The 18,124-nt window shown below is 39.0% G+C and carries 19 protein-coding genes and 1 tRNA gene; 18 read left to right on the top strand and 2 right to left on the bottom strand.

The genetic code is table 11. From position 1 onward, the window contains the following. The first annotated feature begins 6 nt into the window (after positions 1-6). From IGL24_RS12630 to IGL24_RS12605, 6 genes are all read left to right on the top strand, one after another. Positions 7-1,374 carry a hypothetical protein gene (locus tag IGL24_RS12630; protein WP_429968464.1) on the top strand — a complete coding sequence of 456 codons (1,368 nt, stop codon included), beginning with the start codon at positions 7-9 and terminating at the stop codon, positions 1,372-1,374. A 5-nt stretch (positions 1,375-1,379) separates the two neighbouring features. Then, positions 1,380-1,694 (top strand): hypothetical protein, encoded by a 315-nt coding sequence (locus IGL24_RS12625; protein ID WP_429968463.1) that lies wholly within the window; start codon positions 1,380-1,382, stop codon positions 1,692-1,694. Next, entirely contained in the window at positions 1,687-1,818 is a 132-nt protein-coding gene (locus IGL24_RS12620; protein ID WP_301357376.1) for an XkdX family protein, read from the top strand. The genes IGL24_RS12625 and IGL24_RS12620 overlap by 8 nt, the downstream gene beginning before the upstream one ends. 11 nt (positions 1,819-1,829) lie before the next feature. Next, entirely contained in the window at positions 1,830-2,063 is a 234-nt protein-coding gene (locus tag IGL24_RS12615; RefSeq protein ID WP_301357385.1) for a hypothetical protein, read from the top strand. Between the two features lies 1 nt (position 2,064). Beyond that, positions 2,065-2,322 carry a holin gene (locus tag IGL24_RS12610; protein ID WP_301357384.1) on the top strand — a complete coding sequence of 86 codons (258 nt, stop codon included), beginning with the start codon at positions 2,065-2,067 and terminating at the stop codon, positions 2,320-2,322. Positions 2,323-2,403: 81 nt separating this feature from the next. Further along, a complete protein-coding gene (locus IGL24_RS12605; protein WP_429968462.1) occupies positions 2,404-3,330 on the top strand; it encodes a peptidoglycan recognition protein family protein in 927 nt (308 codons plus the stop codon). 255 nt (positions 3,331-3,585) lie between these two features. Here the strand turns inward: IGL24_RS12605 and IGL24_RS12600 are convergent. Continuing rightward, positions 3,586-3,658: transfer RNA gene (locus IGL24_RS12600), tRNA-Lys, on the bottom strand. A 375-nt stretch (positions 3,659-4,033) separates the two neighbouring features. Between IGL24_RS12600 and IGL24_RS12595 the strand changes: the two genes are divergently transcribed. From IGL24_RS12595 to IGL24_RS12555, 9 genes are all read left to right on the top strand, one after another. Further along, positions 4,034-4,609 carry a DUF1836 domain-containing protein gene (locus IGL24_RS12595; protein ID WP_207114714.1) on the top strand — a complete coding sequence of 192 codons (576 nt, stop codon included), beginning with the start codon at positions 4,034-4,036 and terminating at the stop codon, positions 4,607-4,609. Continuing rightward, positions 4,599-5,456 carry a DegV family protein gene (locus tag IGL24_RS12590; RefSeq protein ID WP_206856909.1) on the top strand — a complete coding sequence of 286 codons (858 nt, stop codon included), beginning with the start codon at positions 4,599-4,601 and terminating at the stop codon, positions 5,454-5,456. The genes IGL24_RS12595 and IGL24_RS12590 overlap by 11 nt, the downstream gene beginning before the upstream one ends. A 313-nt stretch (positions 5,457-5,769) precedes the next feature. After that, on the top strand, positions 5,770-6,840 hold the full coding sequence (locus tag IGL24_RS12585) for a hypothetical protein (RefSeq protein ID WP_206856907.1): 1,071 nt from the start codon (positions 5,770-5,772) through the stop codon (positions 6,838-6,840). Positions 6,841-7,091: 251 nt separating this feature from the next. Continuing rightward, positions 7,092-8,171, top strand: a complete 1,080-nt coding sequence (locus tag IGL24_RS12580; RefSeq protein WP_206856906.1) for a DUF1002 domain-containing protein — start codon at positions 7,092-7,094, stop codon at positions 8,169-8,171. A 244-nt stretch (positions 8,172-8,415) separates the two neighbouring features. Continuing rightward, positions 8,416-9,120, top strand: a complete 705-nt coding sequence (gene yycF / locus IGL24_RS12575) for a response regulator YycF (RefSeq protein ID WP_207114713.1) — start codon at positions 8,416-8,418, stop codon at positions 9,118-9,120. A 4-nt stretch (positions 9,121-9,124) separates the two neighbouring features. Further along, positions 9,125-10,966, top strand: coding sequence for a cell wall metabolism sensor histidine kinase WalK (walK, locus tag IGL24_RS12570; RefSeq protein ID WP_206856904.1), 1,842 nt, complete (start codon positions 9,125-9,127; stop codon positions 10,964-10,966). Then, positions 10,963-12,270 (top strand): YycH family regulatory protein, encoded by a 1,308-nt coding sequence (locus tag IGL24_RS12565; RefSeq protein WP_206856903.1) that lies wholly within the window; start codon positions 10,963-10,965, stop codon positions 12,268-12,270. The genes walK and IGL24_RS12565 overlap by 4 nt, the downstream gene beginning before the upstream one ends. 1 nt (position 12,271) lies before the next feature. Continuing rightward, on the top strand, positions 12,272-13,144 hold the full coding sequence (locus IGL24_RS12560; protein WP_206856902.1) for a two-component system regulatory protein YycI: 873 nt from the start codon (positions 12,272-12,274) through the stop codon (positions 13,142-13,144). A gap of 54 nt (positions 13,145-13,198) precedes the next feature. Then, a complete protein-coding gene (locus IGL24_RS12555) occupies positions 13,199-14,008 on the top strand; it encodes an MBL fold metallo-hydrolase (RefSeq protein WP_206856900.1) in 810 nt (269 codons plus the stop codon). A gap of 106 nt (positions 14,009-14,114) precedes the next feature. On the opposite strand, the gene IGL24_RS12550 is transcribed toward IGL24_RS12555, so the two are convergent. After that, entirely contained in the window at positions 14,115-14,777 is a 663-nt protein-coding gene (locus IGL24_RS12550; protein ID WP_206856898.1) for a CPBP family intramembrane glutamic endopeptidase, read from the bottom strand. 810 nt (positions 14,778-15,587) lie between these two features. Here IGL24_RS12550 and groES point away from each other — a divergent pair. The 3 genes from groES to IGL24_RS12535 all read left to right on the top strand — a co-directional run bounded on the left by groES (position 15,588) and on the right by IGL24_RS12535 (position 18,123). Beyond that, the gene (gene groES, locus IGL24_RS12545) at positions 15,588-15,872 is read left to right on the top strand and encodes a co-chaperone GroES (protein ID WP_206856896.1); all 285 of its coding nucleotides are present in this window, start codon (positions 15,588-15,590) and stop codon (positions 15,870-15,872) included. Between the two features lie 36 nt (positions 15,873-15,908). Beyond that, positions 15,909-17,534: a chaperonin GroEL gene (gene groL, locus IGL24_RS12540; protein WP_206856895.1), complete on the top strand. Its 1,626-nt coding sequence runs from the start codon at positions 15,909-15,911 to the stop codon at positions 17,532-17,534. 217 nt (positions 17,535-17,751) lie between these two features. After that, positions 17,752-18,123 carry a hypothetical protein gene (locus IGL24_RS12535; RefSeq protein ID WP_207114711.1) on the top strand — a complete coding sequence of 124 codons (372 nt, stop codon included), beginning with the start codon at positions 17,752-17,754 and terminating at the stop codon, positions 18,121-18,123. Position 18,124: the final 1 nt, after the last annotated feature.

Genomic DNA, 18,124 nt, shown 5'->3' with positions numbered 1-18,124 from the left:
CGAACGATGGAAAATCTCTACGTAACCAGTGAGATCACGTTAAACAAAACGGCGGAAAAACGTTCTTCTCCTATAACGACCAATACAGAATTCTTCAGTTATGACCAACGTGTCGCAAAAAAGACGATCAACTTTCAGTTTAATGGGGAGCCTTTGGACCTATCGGAAGCCAATGTCATTTTGGGCTTTGACTTCGTGACTGCAGGACAGTCAGTCATTTTTGAAAGTGATGACGGCTCAATCAAAATTGTGGATCCCGCAGCTGGAAAAGTAAATGTGATGTTGCCAAATGATATCTATGCCTATACAGGGGACGTAGTGATTTACGTCTTTGTGGAATTTTCCAATGGTCAATCGTTAGACTATCCGGCATTTAGTACTGAGTTCCAAGAGTCTTGGTTAGACCAAGACTTGGAAGAAATGGCGCAGTTTTATGTTAAAAGATTTGAGGATCTACGAAACCTCGTTCTAGAACAAGCCTCGGGGATCGATCACGATCTTATTGAATTCGAAGAGAGGATTCGAAACATAGAGTTGGCCATTGATTCCTTTGATGTAGATCAGCTGGCGCAAGAAATTTCTCAGGAATTAAAGCAACAAATTGCGGATCAACTGGATCCTATGAACAAGGAAATAAGAGAAGCCCAACAACAATTAGAGACTTTGAAGCGAGGACTGAATATTAGCGAAGCTTGGTCATGGTCAGAGGATGGGACGGATCGATTCACGACTGTCTATCCTAGAAAAAATTTATGGGATGGAACATTGACCACAGCAGGGTTTGTAAGGAGTAATGATGGTCGTCACATCCAACGAACGCTGCCTGGTGGCCTTACAACAATGTCTGTTGCTGGTAATCGGTTTATGGAGGCTAATGGGACACGCCAACATCGAACGCATACTGGTTTTTTGTTTTTAAATGGTGAATGCTTGACGGCTGATCAAGTGCCTACAAGATTTGCAGGGACGACTAGTACGAGTAATGGTTTTCGTCTGAACTATAACAATTACGATCTTCAAACCGGCTATTTTGAGACGGCTTATCAAATGTTCCATGCCAACAACAGCAACATTCTACAAGTACTTTTCCCAGCTGGTGTACTAAAAGCAGGTGACGTAATTGATATTTATGATTTGAAAATTGAAGAGACGTTTGTAAATGATTTTCGTGCACAGGGAGTTTACACAACCCCAGAAGCACTAGATCCAGTGAACGCATTCCCTCAGTATCATGCGTATGCATTGCAGCGATTCACAACACCTGCACGTTATTCACGATTTGAGTTTACTAGAGAAGCTATTGCACTAAGAGAAAAGAAACAAAATGAAAAAATGAATCAGTTGGCGCAACGAATAACTGATCTAGGAGGATGAAAACCATGGACGGACATAAAGCAATTTATGACACAAGGAATTTACAGGATCTACGGCCATTATACACACCTGAAGATCGCACCGTATACCATCCCTACACGGAAGTCGCACCACCTATTGATACACACGTGGTGGTTATTGGTTTTGATTTTAATCGTCAACGATGGAACGTGGTGAGTGCTGCCACACCAGAAGAAGTCGAAGAGCTGCAAGAAACAGCAGATTCCTTAGGGCGATCGGTGGTACAGCTGACGTTACAAAATCTTCAACTGTCACAACAAGTAAGAGAACTGACTCAAGGAGGGCAAGAACATGCTTAATTTTGAGACAATTCAAGATTGGTACAATCGTGGATGGATGACAGATGATGATGTTCATCAGTTTCTGGCACTTGGTGCGATCACAGAGGAACAGTCAAAGATAATTTTAGAGAATGAGGATTAGGTAGGTGACTTATGGAGGCATTAACCATAGCTGAGTGGATCGCAATTGTTTCACTGGCTTTTACATTGATTTTTGGTATTGCAAAATTTTATGCGATGTTCACGAAAATGGATCACACACTAAGTGAATTGAATGAGACCATCAAGGAACTTAAAAAAAATCAGACAGAATCTAGCAATCGGCTTTCAATTATCGAAGAACAAATCAGATCTATTTTTAAGCAAATTGGAAAGGAGAGAAAATAAAATGACTGAAATCTTAGCTGCTTCAAGTATTATTACACCACTAGTCGTCGGTGTCACAGGGTTAATCAAAACACAAATGAAGGATTACAAACTCTTACCCTTGATCAATGTGATTGCGGGTATTTTGTTAGGCGTGCTATACGCAGTGACTCTAGCACCACAAGATTTAGCGATCTACGCATGGGCTGGAGCTGTTTCAGGATTAGCCGCTGGTGGATTATTTGATTTAGGAAACAGTGTCATCCATTTAGATGAATAACTTAACAAGAAAAATGATAAATAAAGAAAAAGAGTAGCCAAACGGTTACTCTTTTTTATTAGAAAATTGGAGGAATTTACGATGGGAATTTCAAGTTTAGCAACAAGATATCAGTTTGAAAACTTTGGAACAAAATGGTCTGGCACTCGAACCAATGCACAAATTACAACGGTCGTGGTCCATCATCAAGCGGGGACAAATTTTAACAGCATGCCTGAAATCTGGCGAAATGTCGAAGCTTCCGCACACTATGGTATTGGTCCAGATGGGACAATTCGAGCATACATTGATGAAAATAAGATCGCTTGGCACGCTAATCAGGCGAATAATTATTCCATTGGGATCGAGTGCACAAACACGACAGGAGCGCCAAATTGGCAAGTGTCGGAGAAGACTATCGATTCGTTAGTCCGTTTAATTCAGGATATCGAGAAACGACTTGGGAAAAAAGTTGCAGTCATTGGTCATAGAGATGCCCCAGGCGCCGCTACTGTTTGCCCAGGACCATTCTTGTACTCAAGACTAGGTACGATTCGAAATCGAGTGAATCAGACCAATAATGTAAATACTGTTCAGAATCAACCGCAGACACATGATCAAATTATCTTAGCGAGCCCACCAAAAACCGTTGGTAATTATGTAGGGAAGTTAGAAGTGTTTAATGAGCTATCTCTTGGTATTTTTCGAATTGGTGCTTGGTTAGTGCCAATCAATGGTGCAGCGTATTTAAATCAAGGATATGTCTTCTGGATGGATGCCGACAATCCGGATGTTGAAATTGGGCGTTGTAAATCAGCCGGTATTATCAGAGATGATGTGAATGCAGCATATGGATTACCTAGTGGCCTGCGATTTGGTTTGGATGGCACACTAGATATCCGTAAATTTGCAGGAAAAAGAGTCTTTCCGATGTTGCGACGAACAAACGACCCGAACGGAAATACAATCAATGGACAAACAGTGGATATTCGTTTTCCAGAGTATGTTTTGACTATTCCTAAGCGATAAAAAAGCCCCTCTTTATGAGGGGAAATACATAATCATAATTAATTCGTAAACTGTGTATCTACTTCAATGAAATATCGATATTTCATTTCTTCATCAGAAAGAATCGTATTCAATCGTCTTGTTATCTAATAAATGAAAATTAGTGTTGTATACCCGAAAAACATACCCGAGCACAAAAAAATGCCACCACGCACACTCTTTTCCAAACTACCGAAGTAGCCAAGAGTGTACTGGTGACGTGGGTTTGGCACCCAATGGGCCGTGAGGGGCTCGAACCCGCGACCCGCTGATTAAGAGTCAGCTGCTCTACCAACTGAGCTAACGGCCCATATGAAAAAGTACTTAATTATAGTAGCACTAAGTATTTTAAATTGCAAGAAGCGAATAATAAAAATACGTCAAAACTTTACTACTTCCTAGAAATTCATTCATAGTTTATTCATAAATAACCGCTAAGATAAAACTATCCCAACCAACAAAGTTCTTGCAGAGGAACAACCCATAACACTTTTTCATTTTTTACTCCTTTCCCGCCGTTTTACGGCGGGTCTTTTTTGTATTTAAAATAACTAATATATCAGCTGTTTAACGTTTATAAAAAACGAAAGTTCTTGTTATTAAATAATCTAGTCAAAGAAACTAGATTGCATGTTTTTTGAAACTTTGATAAGATATTAATGAGAACATTAAAGGAGCTTTCATAATGGAAAAAATGCGACAGCAGTTAGTCGATTGGGGAGAGAATCTCGAATCCTTTCGATTACCTCATTGGGAAGAGCTTCCCGACCTAGAGCTTTATATGGACCAAGTGAAAACATTGGTAGATCGCTATCTCTCACCAGTGATCCAAGGAGAAAAACATCCTTTGCTGACTTCATCCATGGTGAATAACTATGTGAAGTTAGGGATGATACCGGCGCCAGTCAAAAAAAAATACAGTAAACAACATGTGGCATTTTTGATTGCGATCACGACGCTCAAACAAATCTTAACGATCCCCGAGATTAAAGAAGGGATTTTATTCCAAGGGAAAACGATTGGGATACGAGAAGCGTACAATCTTTTTTGTGATGAGCAAGAAAATGCGATACGAATGGTTAGTCAATTAGCCCAAGGAAAACAACATGAACAATTATTAAATAAAGAAATTCCATTAGAATATGTTGCTGTTCGTTCAGCGACGATTTCTTTTGCAATGAAGCTACTAGCGGAAAAAACCATCAGCCTGGAAAGCGAATATTTACAAGAGGCAAAAAAGGAGAAAGAAAATGAAGAATAAAATTGCAATTTTAGTAGATTCAGGAACAGATGTGCCACAAGAAATCATTGATATGTACAATATTTATGTGATTCCTTTGAAAATCATCTATAAAGATAGAGAATATACAGATAAAGTTGACATCACTCCTGAAGAAATTTATAAGCGTTTACCTGAAGAAATTCCAGGCACATCTTTACCCGATGGAGAATCAATCACCAAAATTTTTGATCAAATCAAAGATGATGGTTACGATAAAGTACTCGCAATCACTATCTCAAGTGGTTTAAGTGGAACGAACAATGTCGTTCGTCTTGTTGCACAAGAACAAGAAGGACTACAAACGCATGTGTTAGATACAAAAAATATTGGTATCGGTGCTGGATTCACAGCAATCCAAGCCGCGAAATGGATCGAAGAAGGCATGGAATGGGAAACACTGATCGATGAATTAGTTGCATTAGCAGAACGTACGAAAGTCTTCTTCAACGTAGCAACACTTGAATACCTACAAAAAGGTGGACGTATTGGTTTAGTTGCTTCAATTTTGGGAAATGCTCTAAAATTGAACCCAATCATCTCTTGTAATGAAGAAGGTATCTATTATACAGTAGGTAAAGCACGTGGAAGAAAGAAAAGTTTAGAGAAAACGATGTCCTATGTGAAAGAAGTAGTCGGAGATGCGAAAGTCTTTAACTTAGCGGTTGCACATGGTGATGCAGAAGAAGAAGCAATCGAAATGAAGGCACGTTTTGAACGTGAATTTCCAAATGTCCAAGAGATTTATTTTGGACAAATCTCACCGGCATTAGTCGTCCACACTGGTCCAGGTCTATTGGGTATCGGTATCCAAATACTTGAAGCATAGGATGACCAACGACAAGTAATCGTCAAAGAATAGATTTATTTTTTATCGTTCACAACTAGAGATAAAAAATAAAAGAATACTAAAAGAATTGCAAATGAAGACCCGCTCTTTAGAAGTTAGATCAGCATCTAATTTCTAGAGGGCGGTATTTTTATAGGCAAACTTAATTTTGGATTCAAATGATAAATTCTTCAAAAGTAGCTTGACCTTAGAATCGCTCTAACCAATATCATTAAAGTAGACATAGAAATACGAATCATATCGATTGATCACTATGTCAGTTTATTTATAGGTAGAAAGAAGGAGTTTCAAAATGAATTATGTAGAATTAAGTGCTCACAGGGAAAATCCGGCGGTGACGATCATGTTAGGGATGCCAAATGACGAGAAAAGTGCTGAAAAATATAAACTAGTGTTAAAAAATCTTGTAAAACAGATTATTTTAGAGTTGGAAGAAATGGCAGGAACAGCGGCGAAAACAATGATTAATAAAATTGATCAATTGCTAGAAGACTTTCAACCTACGCATAAAAGAGGAAGTATTGTCTATTTTGTTTCGCCAAGTATCAATGAACAAATCGAAGTACCATTTGTGTTGGAGAGTCAATACGTTATCGATGAGTATTTCCATACAAAAGAAATCTTAAGAAGCGAAAGTAAAATGAATCACTATTATGTGTTGACGATTGGGATGGATTGTTCACGTCTACTAGAATATGTCGATCATATTTTAGTACAAGAAGTGAAAGATGCGCATTTCCCAATCAGGAATAAAGGCTATTGGACAAAAGACCGTGTATTGAACTCAATGGGAAGCGTACAAACGAATTACAAAAAAGAGTTCTTTAAATGGATCGATTCTGAGTTGCAACCTTATTTGAATCGTACGCCACGGCCAATCATTTTAGCTGGAACAACTGAAAATATTGCTGCGTATAAGCAGATTTGCCATAAAGATGAACTGATCGTTGGGGAAATCTATGGAAACTTTACCGCTGATAGCGGCGAAAATGAGTTGGCAATAGGAGAGCAAGCAAATCAGGTGATCCAAGAATATATTCGTCATCAAAAAGAAACGTTGTTGTACACTTTAGCAGGAATGGAAAATCAAGGACGTTTAGAGCGAGATGTAGCCAATATCTATAGACAAGTAATCAAAGGAAAAGGACAAAAATTGATCGTTGACCACGATTACTACCAAGAGGCAGTGATTGTCGATCATCAAGTCAAATTATTAGATATCTCCTCAACCGACGAAGGCTATGTCGAAGATATCGTGAATGAGATCATTTACGAAGTAATGCGATACGGAGGAGAAGTTATTTTCGTTGAATCGAAAGTGTTAGAAAATCAATCGCCGATCCTATTGCAATTACGCTACTAAAATCAAATGATACAAAAGTAAAAAAAAGCCTAGAAGGCGAGGTCCAAAGCCCAACATTCGAAAATAGTCGGAGGTTGGGCTTTTTTTATGAACGATGAAAGAAAGGCTAAAAAGGTTATAATGGTTAAAAAACACCAGTAATATTAAAAGATAGTATAAGATTCTTTTCAAATCAGCCTTGAGGCGTAGGTTATCTTATAGACCTTATAGTACAATGTTTAAAACAGAAAACAGCTACATGGAGGTTATGTATGAAAAAAACAAAAATAATTGCCACTCTCTTGGTCTCAAGCCAAGTTTTACTAGCGACACCAATCGTATTAGCAGAAGAAACGGCGACAACACAAAGCATTGTTCCAATTTCAGGAACTGTTGACCCGGCAGTCGCAACGGACTCTTCTGAGACAGGTACAACACAAAGCATTGTCCCGATTTCAGGAACTGTTGACTCGACAGTTGCTACTGATTCTTCTGAATCATCAACATCAAGTAGTTCGAGTGAACGTTTGCAGATCAATGCAGTAGCAATCGGTAATGCGTTAACGAAAGAACAAGAAACTTATACATTAGACAAACTAGGGATCAAAGGTGAGACGCCGATTTATAAGACATCTGGTACAGATTTAATGACCTATATCCCTGATGGTGGATTTACCGCAGACTGGGCAGTTTATAGCTCTGTCCGTATGCAGACACTTTCTGAAGGTGAAGGAATCACTGTCGATATCGCGACACCAGAAAATATCACACGAATCACTGCTGCGCAATATCAAAATGCAGCGTTGACAGCTGGGATCACTGATGCGAAATTGACGGTCGCATCCGCAGTGCCGATCGATGGCTCAGGAGCTTTAGCAGGCGTGTATAAGATCGTTGAAGAATCTGGTGGGATCATCAATCAGGATAGAGTATCTGTCGCTCAAAATGAAATGGATGTTTTATCTTCTATCACAGAAGAAAACAAAGATAAAGACGGCTATTCTGACGAAGCGTTAAACAAAGCACAAGAGCAAGCAAAAGAAGAATTGGCGGCTAAAACTGCTGATGGAAAAGAATTGACACAAGCAGATATTCAAACGACAGTTGAAAAAGCACTGAAAGATAATGGATTAGAAGATGTCATGACAAGCGATCAAGTCACTGAAATCACTTCATTGATGAGCGAGATGAAAGATAAAAACATTTTTGAAGACTTCGTGAAAGAATTAGACTTAACTGAGGCACGCAAACAAATTGAAGAAAGATCAAAAGGTCTTTGGGAGAATATCAAAGGATTCTTTAGTGGGATATGGGATTCGATCACTGGCATGTTTTCTGGCAACTCCCAATAATTGAAGGGATATCTTGCCCCGAATGAAACAACTATTTTGATCTGTCTTATGTGGATCATGGATAACAGAAACATAAATAAACCGCTAAAACTTTAACGAGTTAGCGGTTTATTTTTATCCGCATCCATGTTTTCTGTCAGGAGATTTTTATTAATAACGTGCTATTTTTTAAGAAAGATGAAACCTGATAAGAAATGCGGTATAATGGAACAGAATGACAATACTAACTAAGAGGTGGCTCTTTATGAAAAAAATACTAGTTGTCGACGACGAAAAACCGATTTCGGATATCGTCAAATTTAATTTAGCAAAAGAAGGCTATGATGTTTATACAGCGTATGATGGGGAAGAAGCTTTAGCAAAGGTAGCTGAGGTGGAACCTGATTTGATCGTCTTAGATTTGATGTTGCCAAAAATGGATGGCTTAGAAGTGGCTCGTGAAGTGCGAAAAACGTTTGACATGCCGATCATCATGGTGACAGCGAAGGATTCTGAGATTGACAAAGTTCTAGGTTTAGAACTTGGAGCAGACGATTATGTGACCAAACCATTTTCTAATCGGGAATTAGTGGCTCGGGTGAAAGCAAACCTTCGACGTGGGGCTTCTGCTGCCAAAGAAGTAGAAGAAGTAACTCCTTCTGAATTGGTCATTGGTGATTTGACGATCCATCCCGATGCCTATATGGTGACAAAACGTGGCGAAACGATCGAATTGACTCATCGCGAGTTTGAACTTCTATTTTATTTGGCAAAACACATTGGTCAAGTAATGACACGGGAGCATTTGTTACAGACCGTTTGGGGATATGATTATTTTGGAGATGTCCGTACAGTAGACGTGACCGTTCGTCGTTTACGTGAAAAAATCGAGGACAATCCAAGTCATCCTAGCTATTTAGTTACACGCCGAGGCGTAGGATACTACTTGCGTAATCAAGAACAGGAGTAATTGGATGAAAGGAAAAGTCCGTTTTTTTCGATCAGTAAACTTCAAAATAGCGATCACATTTATTTTGATTTTACTGATCTCAATTGAAATCATTGGAGCGTATTTTATCAGGGGATTGGAACGTTCAACGATCAATACCTTTATCAAAGATATGAACCAAACAGTAGAAACGTTAGCGACAACGATCAGTCCGGAGCTGAACCGTAAAGGAAATGACAGCGCAGGTATCGATGACGCCAATACGAATATCAAACGTTTTATTGAGACCAGTGCCTCAAGCGATATTATCGAGATTCGTGTCGTGGATGAAAGAGGGATCATTCGTGCAACGACAGAAGTCAGTGAACAAGGCTCGGTCGGCAAAAAGAATGACTATGTCGATATCAATGATTTTACAACCAAACGATATGTCGCCTTAGACGACGATGGAAAACGAGTAAATATCAATATCCAACCCATTTTGTCCCCGACCGGCGACGCCGTTATCGGGGCTCTTTACGTCAAAAGTGATATTGAACAAAAATATTCAGAGATCACTAATACAGCGTTGATTTTTTTCACTGCTTCATTGATCGCCGCATTCATTTCAATGATCGTTTCTGTCTTGGTTGCGCGTTCGATCACGCAACCGATTGGGGAAATGCGTGAACAAGCGATCCGCATTGCTCGTGGTGACTATAGCCGCAAGGTAAAAGTCCACGGACAAGATGAATTAGGGCAACTCGCTGAAACGTTCAACCAGTTAGCAGAACGGATCGAAGAAGCGCAAGACACCATGGAAGCCGAACGAAATCGTCTTGATAGCGTCTTGTCACATATGACGGATGGTGTTATCGCAACCGATCGTCGTGGGAAAATCATTACGATCAATGATATGGCTGTCTCATTATTAGATTTGAAAAAGGAAGAAGCAATCGGTCAATCCATCTTGACACTATTAGCGATCGAAGAAGAATACACGCTACGTAAGCTTTTAGAAGACCCGAATGAAATGATCTTAGATCGCTCGACAGGAGCGCGAGAAGCAGACCAAATGATCTTACGTGTCGATTTTTCGATGATCCGACGAGAATCTGGTTTTATCAGTGGGTTAGTTGCAGTGTTACATGACGTTACAGAACAAGAGAAAACGGAACGGGAACGTCGAGAATTCGTTTCAAATGTCTCGCATGAATTGCGTACGCCATTAACTAGTATGCGTAGCTACATCGAGGCACTAAGTGAGGGCGCTTGGAAGGACGAAGAAGTCGCACCGAACTTCTTGAAAGTGACCTTGGATGAAACCGACCGTATGATCCGTATGATCAACGATTTGCTGAATCTCTCTCGTATGGATACAGGGAATACCCAGTTACAATTAGAGTATGTGAACTTTAATGAACTCGTCAATTTTGTGTTAGATCGTTTTGATATGATGGTAGGGAATCAAGAGAAGAATTATACGATCCGTCGAGAGTTCACTCAACGAGATCTTTGGGTCGAGATCGATACGGATAAAATCATCCAGGTCATCGACAATATCATGAACAATGCGATCAAATATTCACCTGATGGAGGCGCCATTACCTGTCGCTTACTTGAAACCCATAACAATGTGATTTTAAGTATTACGGACCAAGGGCTCGGTATTCCGAAAAAAGATTTGAACCGTGTATTTGAGCGTTTTTATCGAGTGGACAAAGCAAGAGCTAGAGCACAAGGCGGAACAGGACTCGGTTTAGCGATCTCTCGTGAAGTAGTGAAAGCACATCGTGGCGCAATCTGGGCAGAAAGTAAGGAGGGACAAGGTTCAACCTTCTATATTTCTTTACCTTATGAACCGTATGAGGAGGAATGGTGGGAATGAAGATTTCTGAAAAATTTATACGAATTGGTTTGATCTTGATGGTTGCATTAAGCTTATATTTCTCTTATGCGATTTGGCTAAGTCCAGCTGGGAAAACCTCAATCAACTTGGAGGAGACCACTTCACAAGTGGTTGAATCACAAAGCTATCGTAAAGCATCAGAAATTTATCTGCCTTTACACCTCACTTGGTTCCAAAAAGAGACAGCGAAAGAAACGAATAGCGAGAACTTGATTTCTAGAATCCATGGATTGATCGAAGGCGCACGTTTCGGCAAGTTGACAGAAGTCGTGGAAGCAGATCAAGAAAAGTTCGATCAGAAGAAGGCACTCAATGAAGGAATCGAATTCTCATACAATGCTCCATATCTGCTGAGCGGCTATGTCAAAGCATTTGGATTGAACATTGATCTAGGAGAAGTTCAAAACGAAGATGTCTACTTTACGAGTGTCCAGTTTGATGAAAAAGGAGACAAAGTCAGTTTTATCGATTATGATCAACAAACGATTTATGAAGCTAGTCTATCAATGGATTGGAATGTGGTAGAACATGATTTAAATTCTTCGGATGTCAACTGGACACCTGTCTTCAACACACCAACAAATATCGAAACACAGCACAGCATTAAAGAACCAATGAAATTGAAAAAATACAGTTATATTTTATCTCAGCAACCGTATACGGTCTTTCGAAATGCCTTCTTTTCTCAGGCAGATGAGGTAAAAAATAATGATGAAAGTACTGAATTGATCTTTTATGATGGCAATGAAACGATGACGATCCATTCTGAGAATCAAATCGTTGATTTTAGAGGTGAGTTGCCGACGACTGAAGAACCTAACAATATTTTTACGGATAGTTTTCCTTATGTCAGCAAATTAGGCGGAGCTTTAGGAAATGTTCGTTATTTCGATCGCAATAAGAATCAAATCGATTATCGTATTTTTGTGGAAGGTTTCCCTGTTTTTGGTTCAGACAGCAAAGGGAAAGTCGGGATCGAAATCGGTAATGAGCAAGCGAGTAACCAAGTAAGTATCCAAACAAGCTTAAATACCATTCAAGTTCCTATCCCTTCAGATGAAGAAGTCGAGTTGCCTAGCACGGATGAAGTCTATCAAGAACTGATTGATAAAGGAGCGGAAGAATCGAAAATCGAGCTGATCATCGTTGGTTATACATGGCAAAATATCGAGGAAACCAATCGCGTCGTTGATCTCTTCCCAGAATGGTATGTGAAATATCAAGGAGAATGGCATTCTGCGAATGAATTGTTAGCCAAGTTACCTGAGAAGGAGGCTGAGTAATATGGATTTCAAAAAAATTGAATGGATTTTCTTCGTCGCCTTTTTAGGATTGAATGTCTTTTTGTTTAGCAGCTATCATGAAGCAATCAATCAAGAGCATACAGTTATACGATCGGATCAGACTGAAACGATCCAAAAGCGTTTAGCAAATGATGATATTACCTATACTGGAGATTTTTCTTCAGAAAGTAAACAAGGATACTATTTAAGTGCAGAAGAAACAGAACTCAGTCAAGCATTATTTAAGCATCGTCAAGAAAACAATCGACGTGGCCTTTTAGAGAGTGGGGTTTCGATCAACGATAATATATTGACTAAAACATTAACGGACTCTGAAGGGGAAAGTAACGCACTTGATCCAGATCGTATGGCGAGCTCACTCAATGACTTTTTGGATAATGAAGAAGATGTTTTATTTGGCAGCGAGTATATTTACATGAAAAATTTTTCTGTGTTAGAAGGTGATTCTCCTGAAATCACGGCAAGTCAAACCTATGAAGGGCTACCATTTTATGATGATACAGCGAAGATCATTTTCTCGCTCGAAAAAAAGGGGGATGAGTATCGTATTTCAAAGTTTACACAAACCCACTTATCGAGTATTGAACAATTGCGGGAAAAAACAGAATTACATACAGAAGAAGAAGCTATCAATACATTGTATGTAAATAATAAAATCTCCCGAGGTTCTAAAATTCTTTGGCGTCAGTTGGCTTACTCTCGTATTTTGAAAGTACGTGAGAAAAATGTGTATGTCCCAGTATGGTATGTCGCAATTGAAACCCCGGATAAAACGTATCAGATCGAAACGGTCAATGCGTTCAGTAATACGATTATTACAAATAATGCGATCCCAAAGGTGGAAGATCATTAAAAAAGTAGGTATAATGAAAAAAGTTTACAAAGTAAGAAGGGAAGTAGTAGTAAAATGGCTGAAGGAAATACAGCTTTTAAAATCAGTATCCTTGCAAGTGGGAGTTCAGGAAACTCATTATACATCGAGAGTGACAAAAAGCGACTCTTAGTAGATGCAGGACTGAGTGGGAAAAAAATTACTTCCTTGATGGCACAGATCGGACGGACACCGGATCAATTAGACGGTATCCTTGTTACGCATGAACATCGGGATCATATCCACGGTGTAGGTGTTTTGGCTCGTAAGTACCATTTAGATATCTATGCAAATGAAAAAACATGGGAAGCCATGGCACCGATGATCGGGAATGTTCCAATCGAACAAAAGCATCTGTTTCAGATGGGAAAAGTCCAAACATTTGGTGATTTAGATATCGAAAGTTTCGGGGTGTCTCATGATGCAGCTTCACCACAATTCTATCGCTTCCATAAAGAGAATCGTTCGTTTGTGATGTTGACGGATACAGGTTACTGTAGTGATCATATGCGAGGAATCATTGAAAATGCCGATGGCTATTTGATGGAAAGCAATCATGACTTAGAAATGTTGCGCATGGGTCCTTATCCATGGAACTTGAAACAACGTATTTTAGGTGATCGTGGTCATTTATCCAATGAAGACGGCGCACTAGTCATGACAGATGTCATTGGAGATCGTACAAAACGTATCTATCTAGGACATTTAAGTAAAGAAAACAATATGAAAGAATTGGCTCATCTGACGATGGAAAATATTCTTAAAGAAAAAGATCTGGGCGTTGGATACGATTTCGATGTGTATGATACGGATCCAGATGCTGCAACAGAATTATTCTCCATTTAATCAAGAGGCTGTAACGGTAAATATCAGCGCCTATACAAAAAGCGGTAGATCCGAAAATTTTAAGGAAATTTCGGATCTACCGCTTTTTTTGTTTTTGTAGAGTTACTTAGATCAAACCTCTTTGTATCGCCAGCTGAACGAAGACAACTAAAGTGTTCATACCAATGTGTGTGATCATTGGCGTCCAGATTCGACCAGTCGAACGATATTGTAAACTAAAGAAAAATCCTAAAAAGAAGTAGACCAATAAATGCCCATCATTATGTGCCAAGGCAAAAAGGAATGAGCTGACACCCGCACCTACCCAAAAGTTTGTATAATGGCCGACGATTCCAAGGATACTCCGACGGAACACAAATTCTTCCATGATTGGTCCTGCTATCGTAGTGGCGATAATAAAAGCAGGGGTGTCTAAAATCAATTGAATGATATTTTGCGTATTTTCAGATGGAGACACTTCTCCAAAAAAGAAACTCTCGATCATCACAGCGATACTTTGTAAAATCAGAGCAATAAAGATGCCGATGATTCCATATAGGAAGATTTTTGAGCGAGAAGCGACAGGTACTTTTGCTTCGATATCAATCGGTTCTTTATGCTTGTAGTATAAGAACCATAGAATCACTGCACCCAAAATATAGGTGATCGTTGTTGCATTGATCAAACCCGATGTTGAATTGACAAGTCCAACCGATGTCAAAAGCAAAGGTGAAACAAATACTAGACCGTAACAAAAAATGCTAAAAAAGCTGTATTTTTTTAATGACATAAAAAACCTCCTTGAGACAAGTGGATAACCAAGTGTAGTCATCTTCCTTGCTCGAATTAAATATAGGTGAAGTAACTTTTCGTCGAACTTTAGTGATTCAATGAAAATATATGTTACTAAACTTTATCTATTTTTCATTATACCATATCGGATTATTTCTCTGATTAGATAGTACTGATCGGTTTTTTAAAAGTTTGATCAGCAGTGTTCCCAAGCCAGCTCCTTCAATAGTAAGTCAAAACTTGAAAAAATATGAGAAGCTATTTTCCCGCGTTCTGCCTTAATACTTGGAGCTGGACGGCTTTCTCACAACCTGTGATAAACGGTGTTCAAGAAGCAACACTTCAATAATAAGCCAAAAAAATCAAAAATGAAAAAGCCATTTTCGATTTTTCTGTCTTATTACTCAGTGCTGAGCGCTTCTTTCACAACCTTGATAAACGGTGTTCGCAAAGCTGACCTTCAACATTAAGCTGAAAAATCAAAAAATATGAAAAGCTATTTTCTGATTTTCCAGCTTACTGCTCAGGTCAAAACGCTTTTCTCACAACCTTGATAAACGGTGTTCGAAAGCCAGCTCCTTCAATATTAAGTCAAAACGTGAAAAAATATGGGGAGCTATTTTCCCACGTTTTGCCTTAATACTTGGAGCTGGACGGCTTTCTCACAACCTAGTAAAAAAAATTTTTTTCTATGATTTAAAAAGCTTGCAAATGAATAGGAGAATGAGTATTATTAAAAATGTAGGTTAGCACTCGATGTGATAGAGTGCTAATGGATTCAAAAAAAGAGTTATCGGAGGGATTTATCGTGTTAAAACCATTAGGTGATCGCGTCATCATTGAAGTCGCGCAAGAAGAAGAAAAAACTGTTGGAGGAATCGTTTTAGCTTCATCAGCGAAAGAGAAACCTCAAACTGGAACAGTTGTAGCAGTGGGTGAGGGACGTTTGCTAGAAAACGGTGAAAAAGTTCCTACAGCTGTCAAAGCAGGCGACCAAGTAATGTTTGAAAAATATGCCGGTACAGAAGTGAAATTCGAAGGAACAGAATATTTGATCGTCTCTGGAAAAGATATCATGGCGATTGTTGAGTAATTACGAAACAAAAATAATTGATGAGGTGACGAAAAAATGGCAAAAGAATTGAAATTTGCAGAAGATGCACGTGCAGCAATGTTACGTGGTGTAGATAAATTAGCGGATACAGTAAAAGTGACATTAGGACCAAAAGGCCGCAATGTCGTTTTAGAAAAATCATATGGCTCTCCATTGATCACAAACGATGGTGTGACAATTGCAAAAGAAATCGAATTAGAAGATCATTTTGAAAACATGGGTGCAAAACTTGTCTCAGAAGTTGCATCTAAAACAAATGATATCGCTGGTGACGGTACAACAACTGCGACTGTATTGACACAAGCAATTGTTCGTGAAGGCTTGAAAAACGTAACAGCTGGTGCGAACCCATTAGGTATTCGTCGTGGGATCGAATTAGCAACTAAATCAGCAGTCGAAGAATTACACAACATCTCAACTGTGGTTGATTCAAAAGAAGCAATTGCACAAGTTGCGGCTGTTTCTTCTGGTTCAGAACAAGTAGGTCGTTTGATTGCAGATGCAATGGAAAAAGTCGGCAACGACGGTGTTATCACAATCGAAGAATCTAAAGGGATCGAAACAGAATTAGATGTCGTAGAAGGTATGCAATTTGACCGTGGTTACTTATCACAATATATGGTAACAGACAACGACAAAATGGAAGCTGTTTTAGAAAATCCATACTTGTTGATCACTGACAAGAAAATTTCAAATATCCAAGATATCTTACCTTTATTAGAACAAATCTTACAACAATCACGACCTTTATTGATCATTGCCGATGATGTAGACGGAGAAGCTTTACCAACATTGGTATTGAACAAAATCCGTGGTACATTCAACGTTGTCGCTGTAAAAGCACCAGGATTTGGTGACCGTCGTAAAGCAATGTTAGAAGATATTGCTGTCTTGACTGGTGGAACAGTGATCACTGATGATTTAGGGCTAGAATTGAAAGATGCAACAATCGAAAACTTAGGGAATGCTTCAAAAGTAGTTGTGGATAAAGACAACACAACGATCGTTGAAGGTTCAGGCGATAAAACAGCCATCGATGCACGTGTTCAATTGATCAAAAACCAAATCGCTGAAACAACTTCAGACTTTGACCGTGAAAAATTACAAGAACGCTTAGCAAAACTTGCTGGCGGAGTAGCTGTCGTGAAAGTCGGAGCAGCAACTGAAACAGAATTAAAAGAATTGAAACTACGTATTGAGGACGCGTTGAACGCTACTCGTGCTGCCGTTGAAGAAGGTATGGTCTCTGGTGGTGGTACAGCATTAGTGAACGTGATCAACAAAGTAGCAGCAATCGAAGCAGAAGGCGACGTAGCAACAGGAATCAAGATCGTTACTCGTGCGTTAGAAGAACCAATTCGTCAAATTGCTGAAAATGCTGGTTATGAAGGATCAGTCATCGTTGATAAATTGAAAAATGTTGATTTAGGAACAGGATTCAATGCAGCAACTGGTGAATGGGTAAACATGGTGGAAGCCGGAATCGTAGACCCAACAAAAGTAACTCGTTCAGCATTACAAAATGCAGCATCTGTTTCTGCATTACTGTTAACAACTGAAGCAGTTGTTGCAGACAAACCAGAACCAGCAGCACCTGCTGCACCTGCAATGGACCCATCAATGATGGGCGGCATGATGTAGGAGTACTGGTAAAAACATCATATTATATCGACCTGCTAGAGTCAGCTCTTGACTCTAATAGGTCGATTTTTTTTGCTAAGCAAGGCTATTACAAATTTGGTATCTTTATGGGCAAAAATTTAGGTTTTAGGATTGCTTTATATTACCATGCATGGTTTAATATATGAAAAGATGTTACTGTACGATAACAAATTATCTCTTGTGGAGGAGGTTCAGAGTGGTAAATACTGATTTGATGCTCGTTAAGAAAAAGTACACAGTAGAAAAATTCTTACAAGAATTAAAAAAAGAGTATATCGCAGGAAATTTTCAGTTCATCAGAAGAAGAAATCAAAAAATTGATTACTTGAGAAGTTTTGGATGGACACCAACCATCTTTTTTGAGTATCTTTGCGATAATTTGTCTTACAAAGATTTTTTGAATGGTCCAGTATGTGATTATAATGGAACACCAGGGGATATATGGGAGTTTGGGAAGTACATAAATGAAATCGAATTTTACATAAAAATCAAATCTTATAAAGGAATGAAATGTCTTTCTTTTCATGAGGCAACTATGCCTTGTATTTATCATTTGAGAGGGGTGTAGT

The sequence above is a fragment of the Enterococcus sp. DIV2371 genome, from assembly GCF_050498525.1.
GTDB lineage: Bacteria > Bacillota > Bacilli > Lactobacillales > Enterococcaceae > Enterococcus_B > Enterococcus_B mangumiae.
The sequence above is the reverse complement of the archived record's forward strand: the minus strand, read 5'-3'. Positions and strand labels throughout refer to the sequence as shown.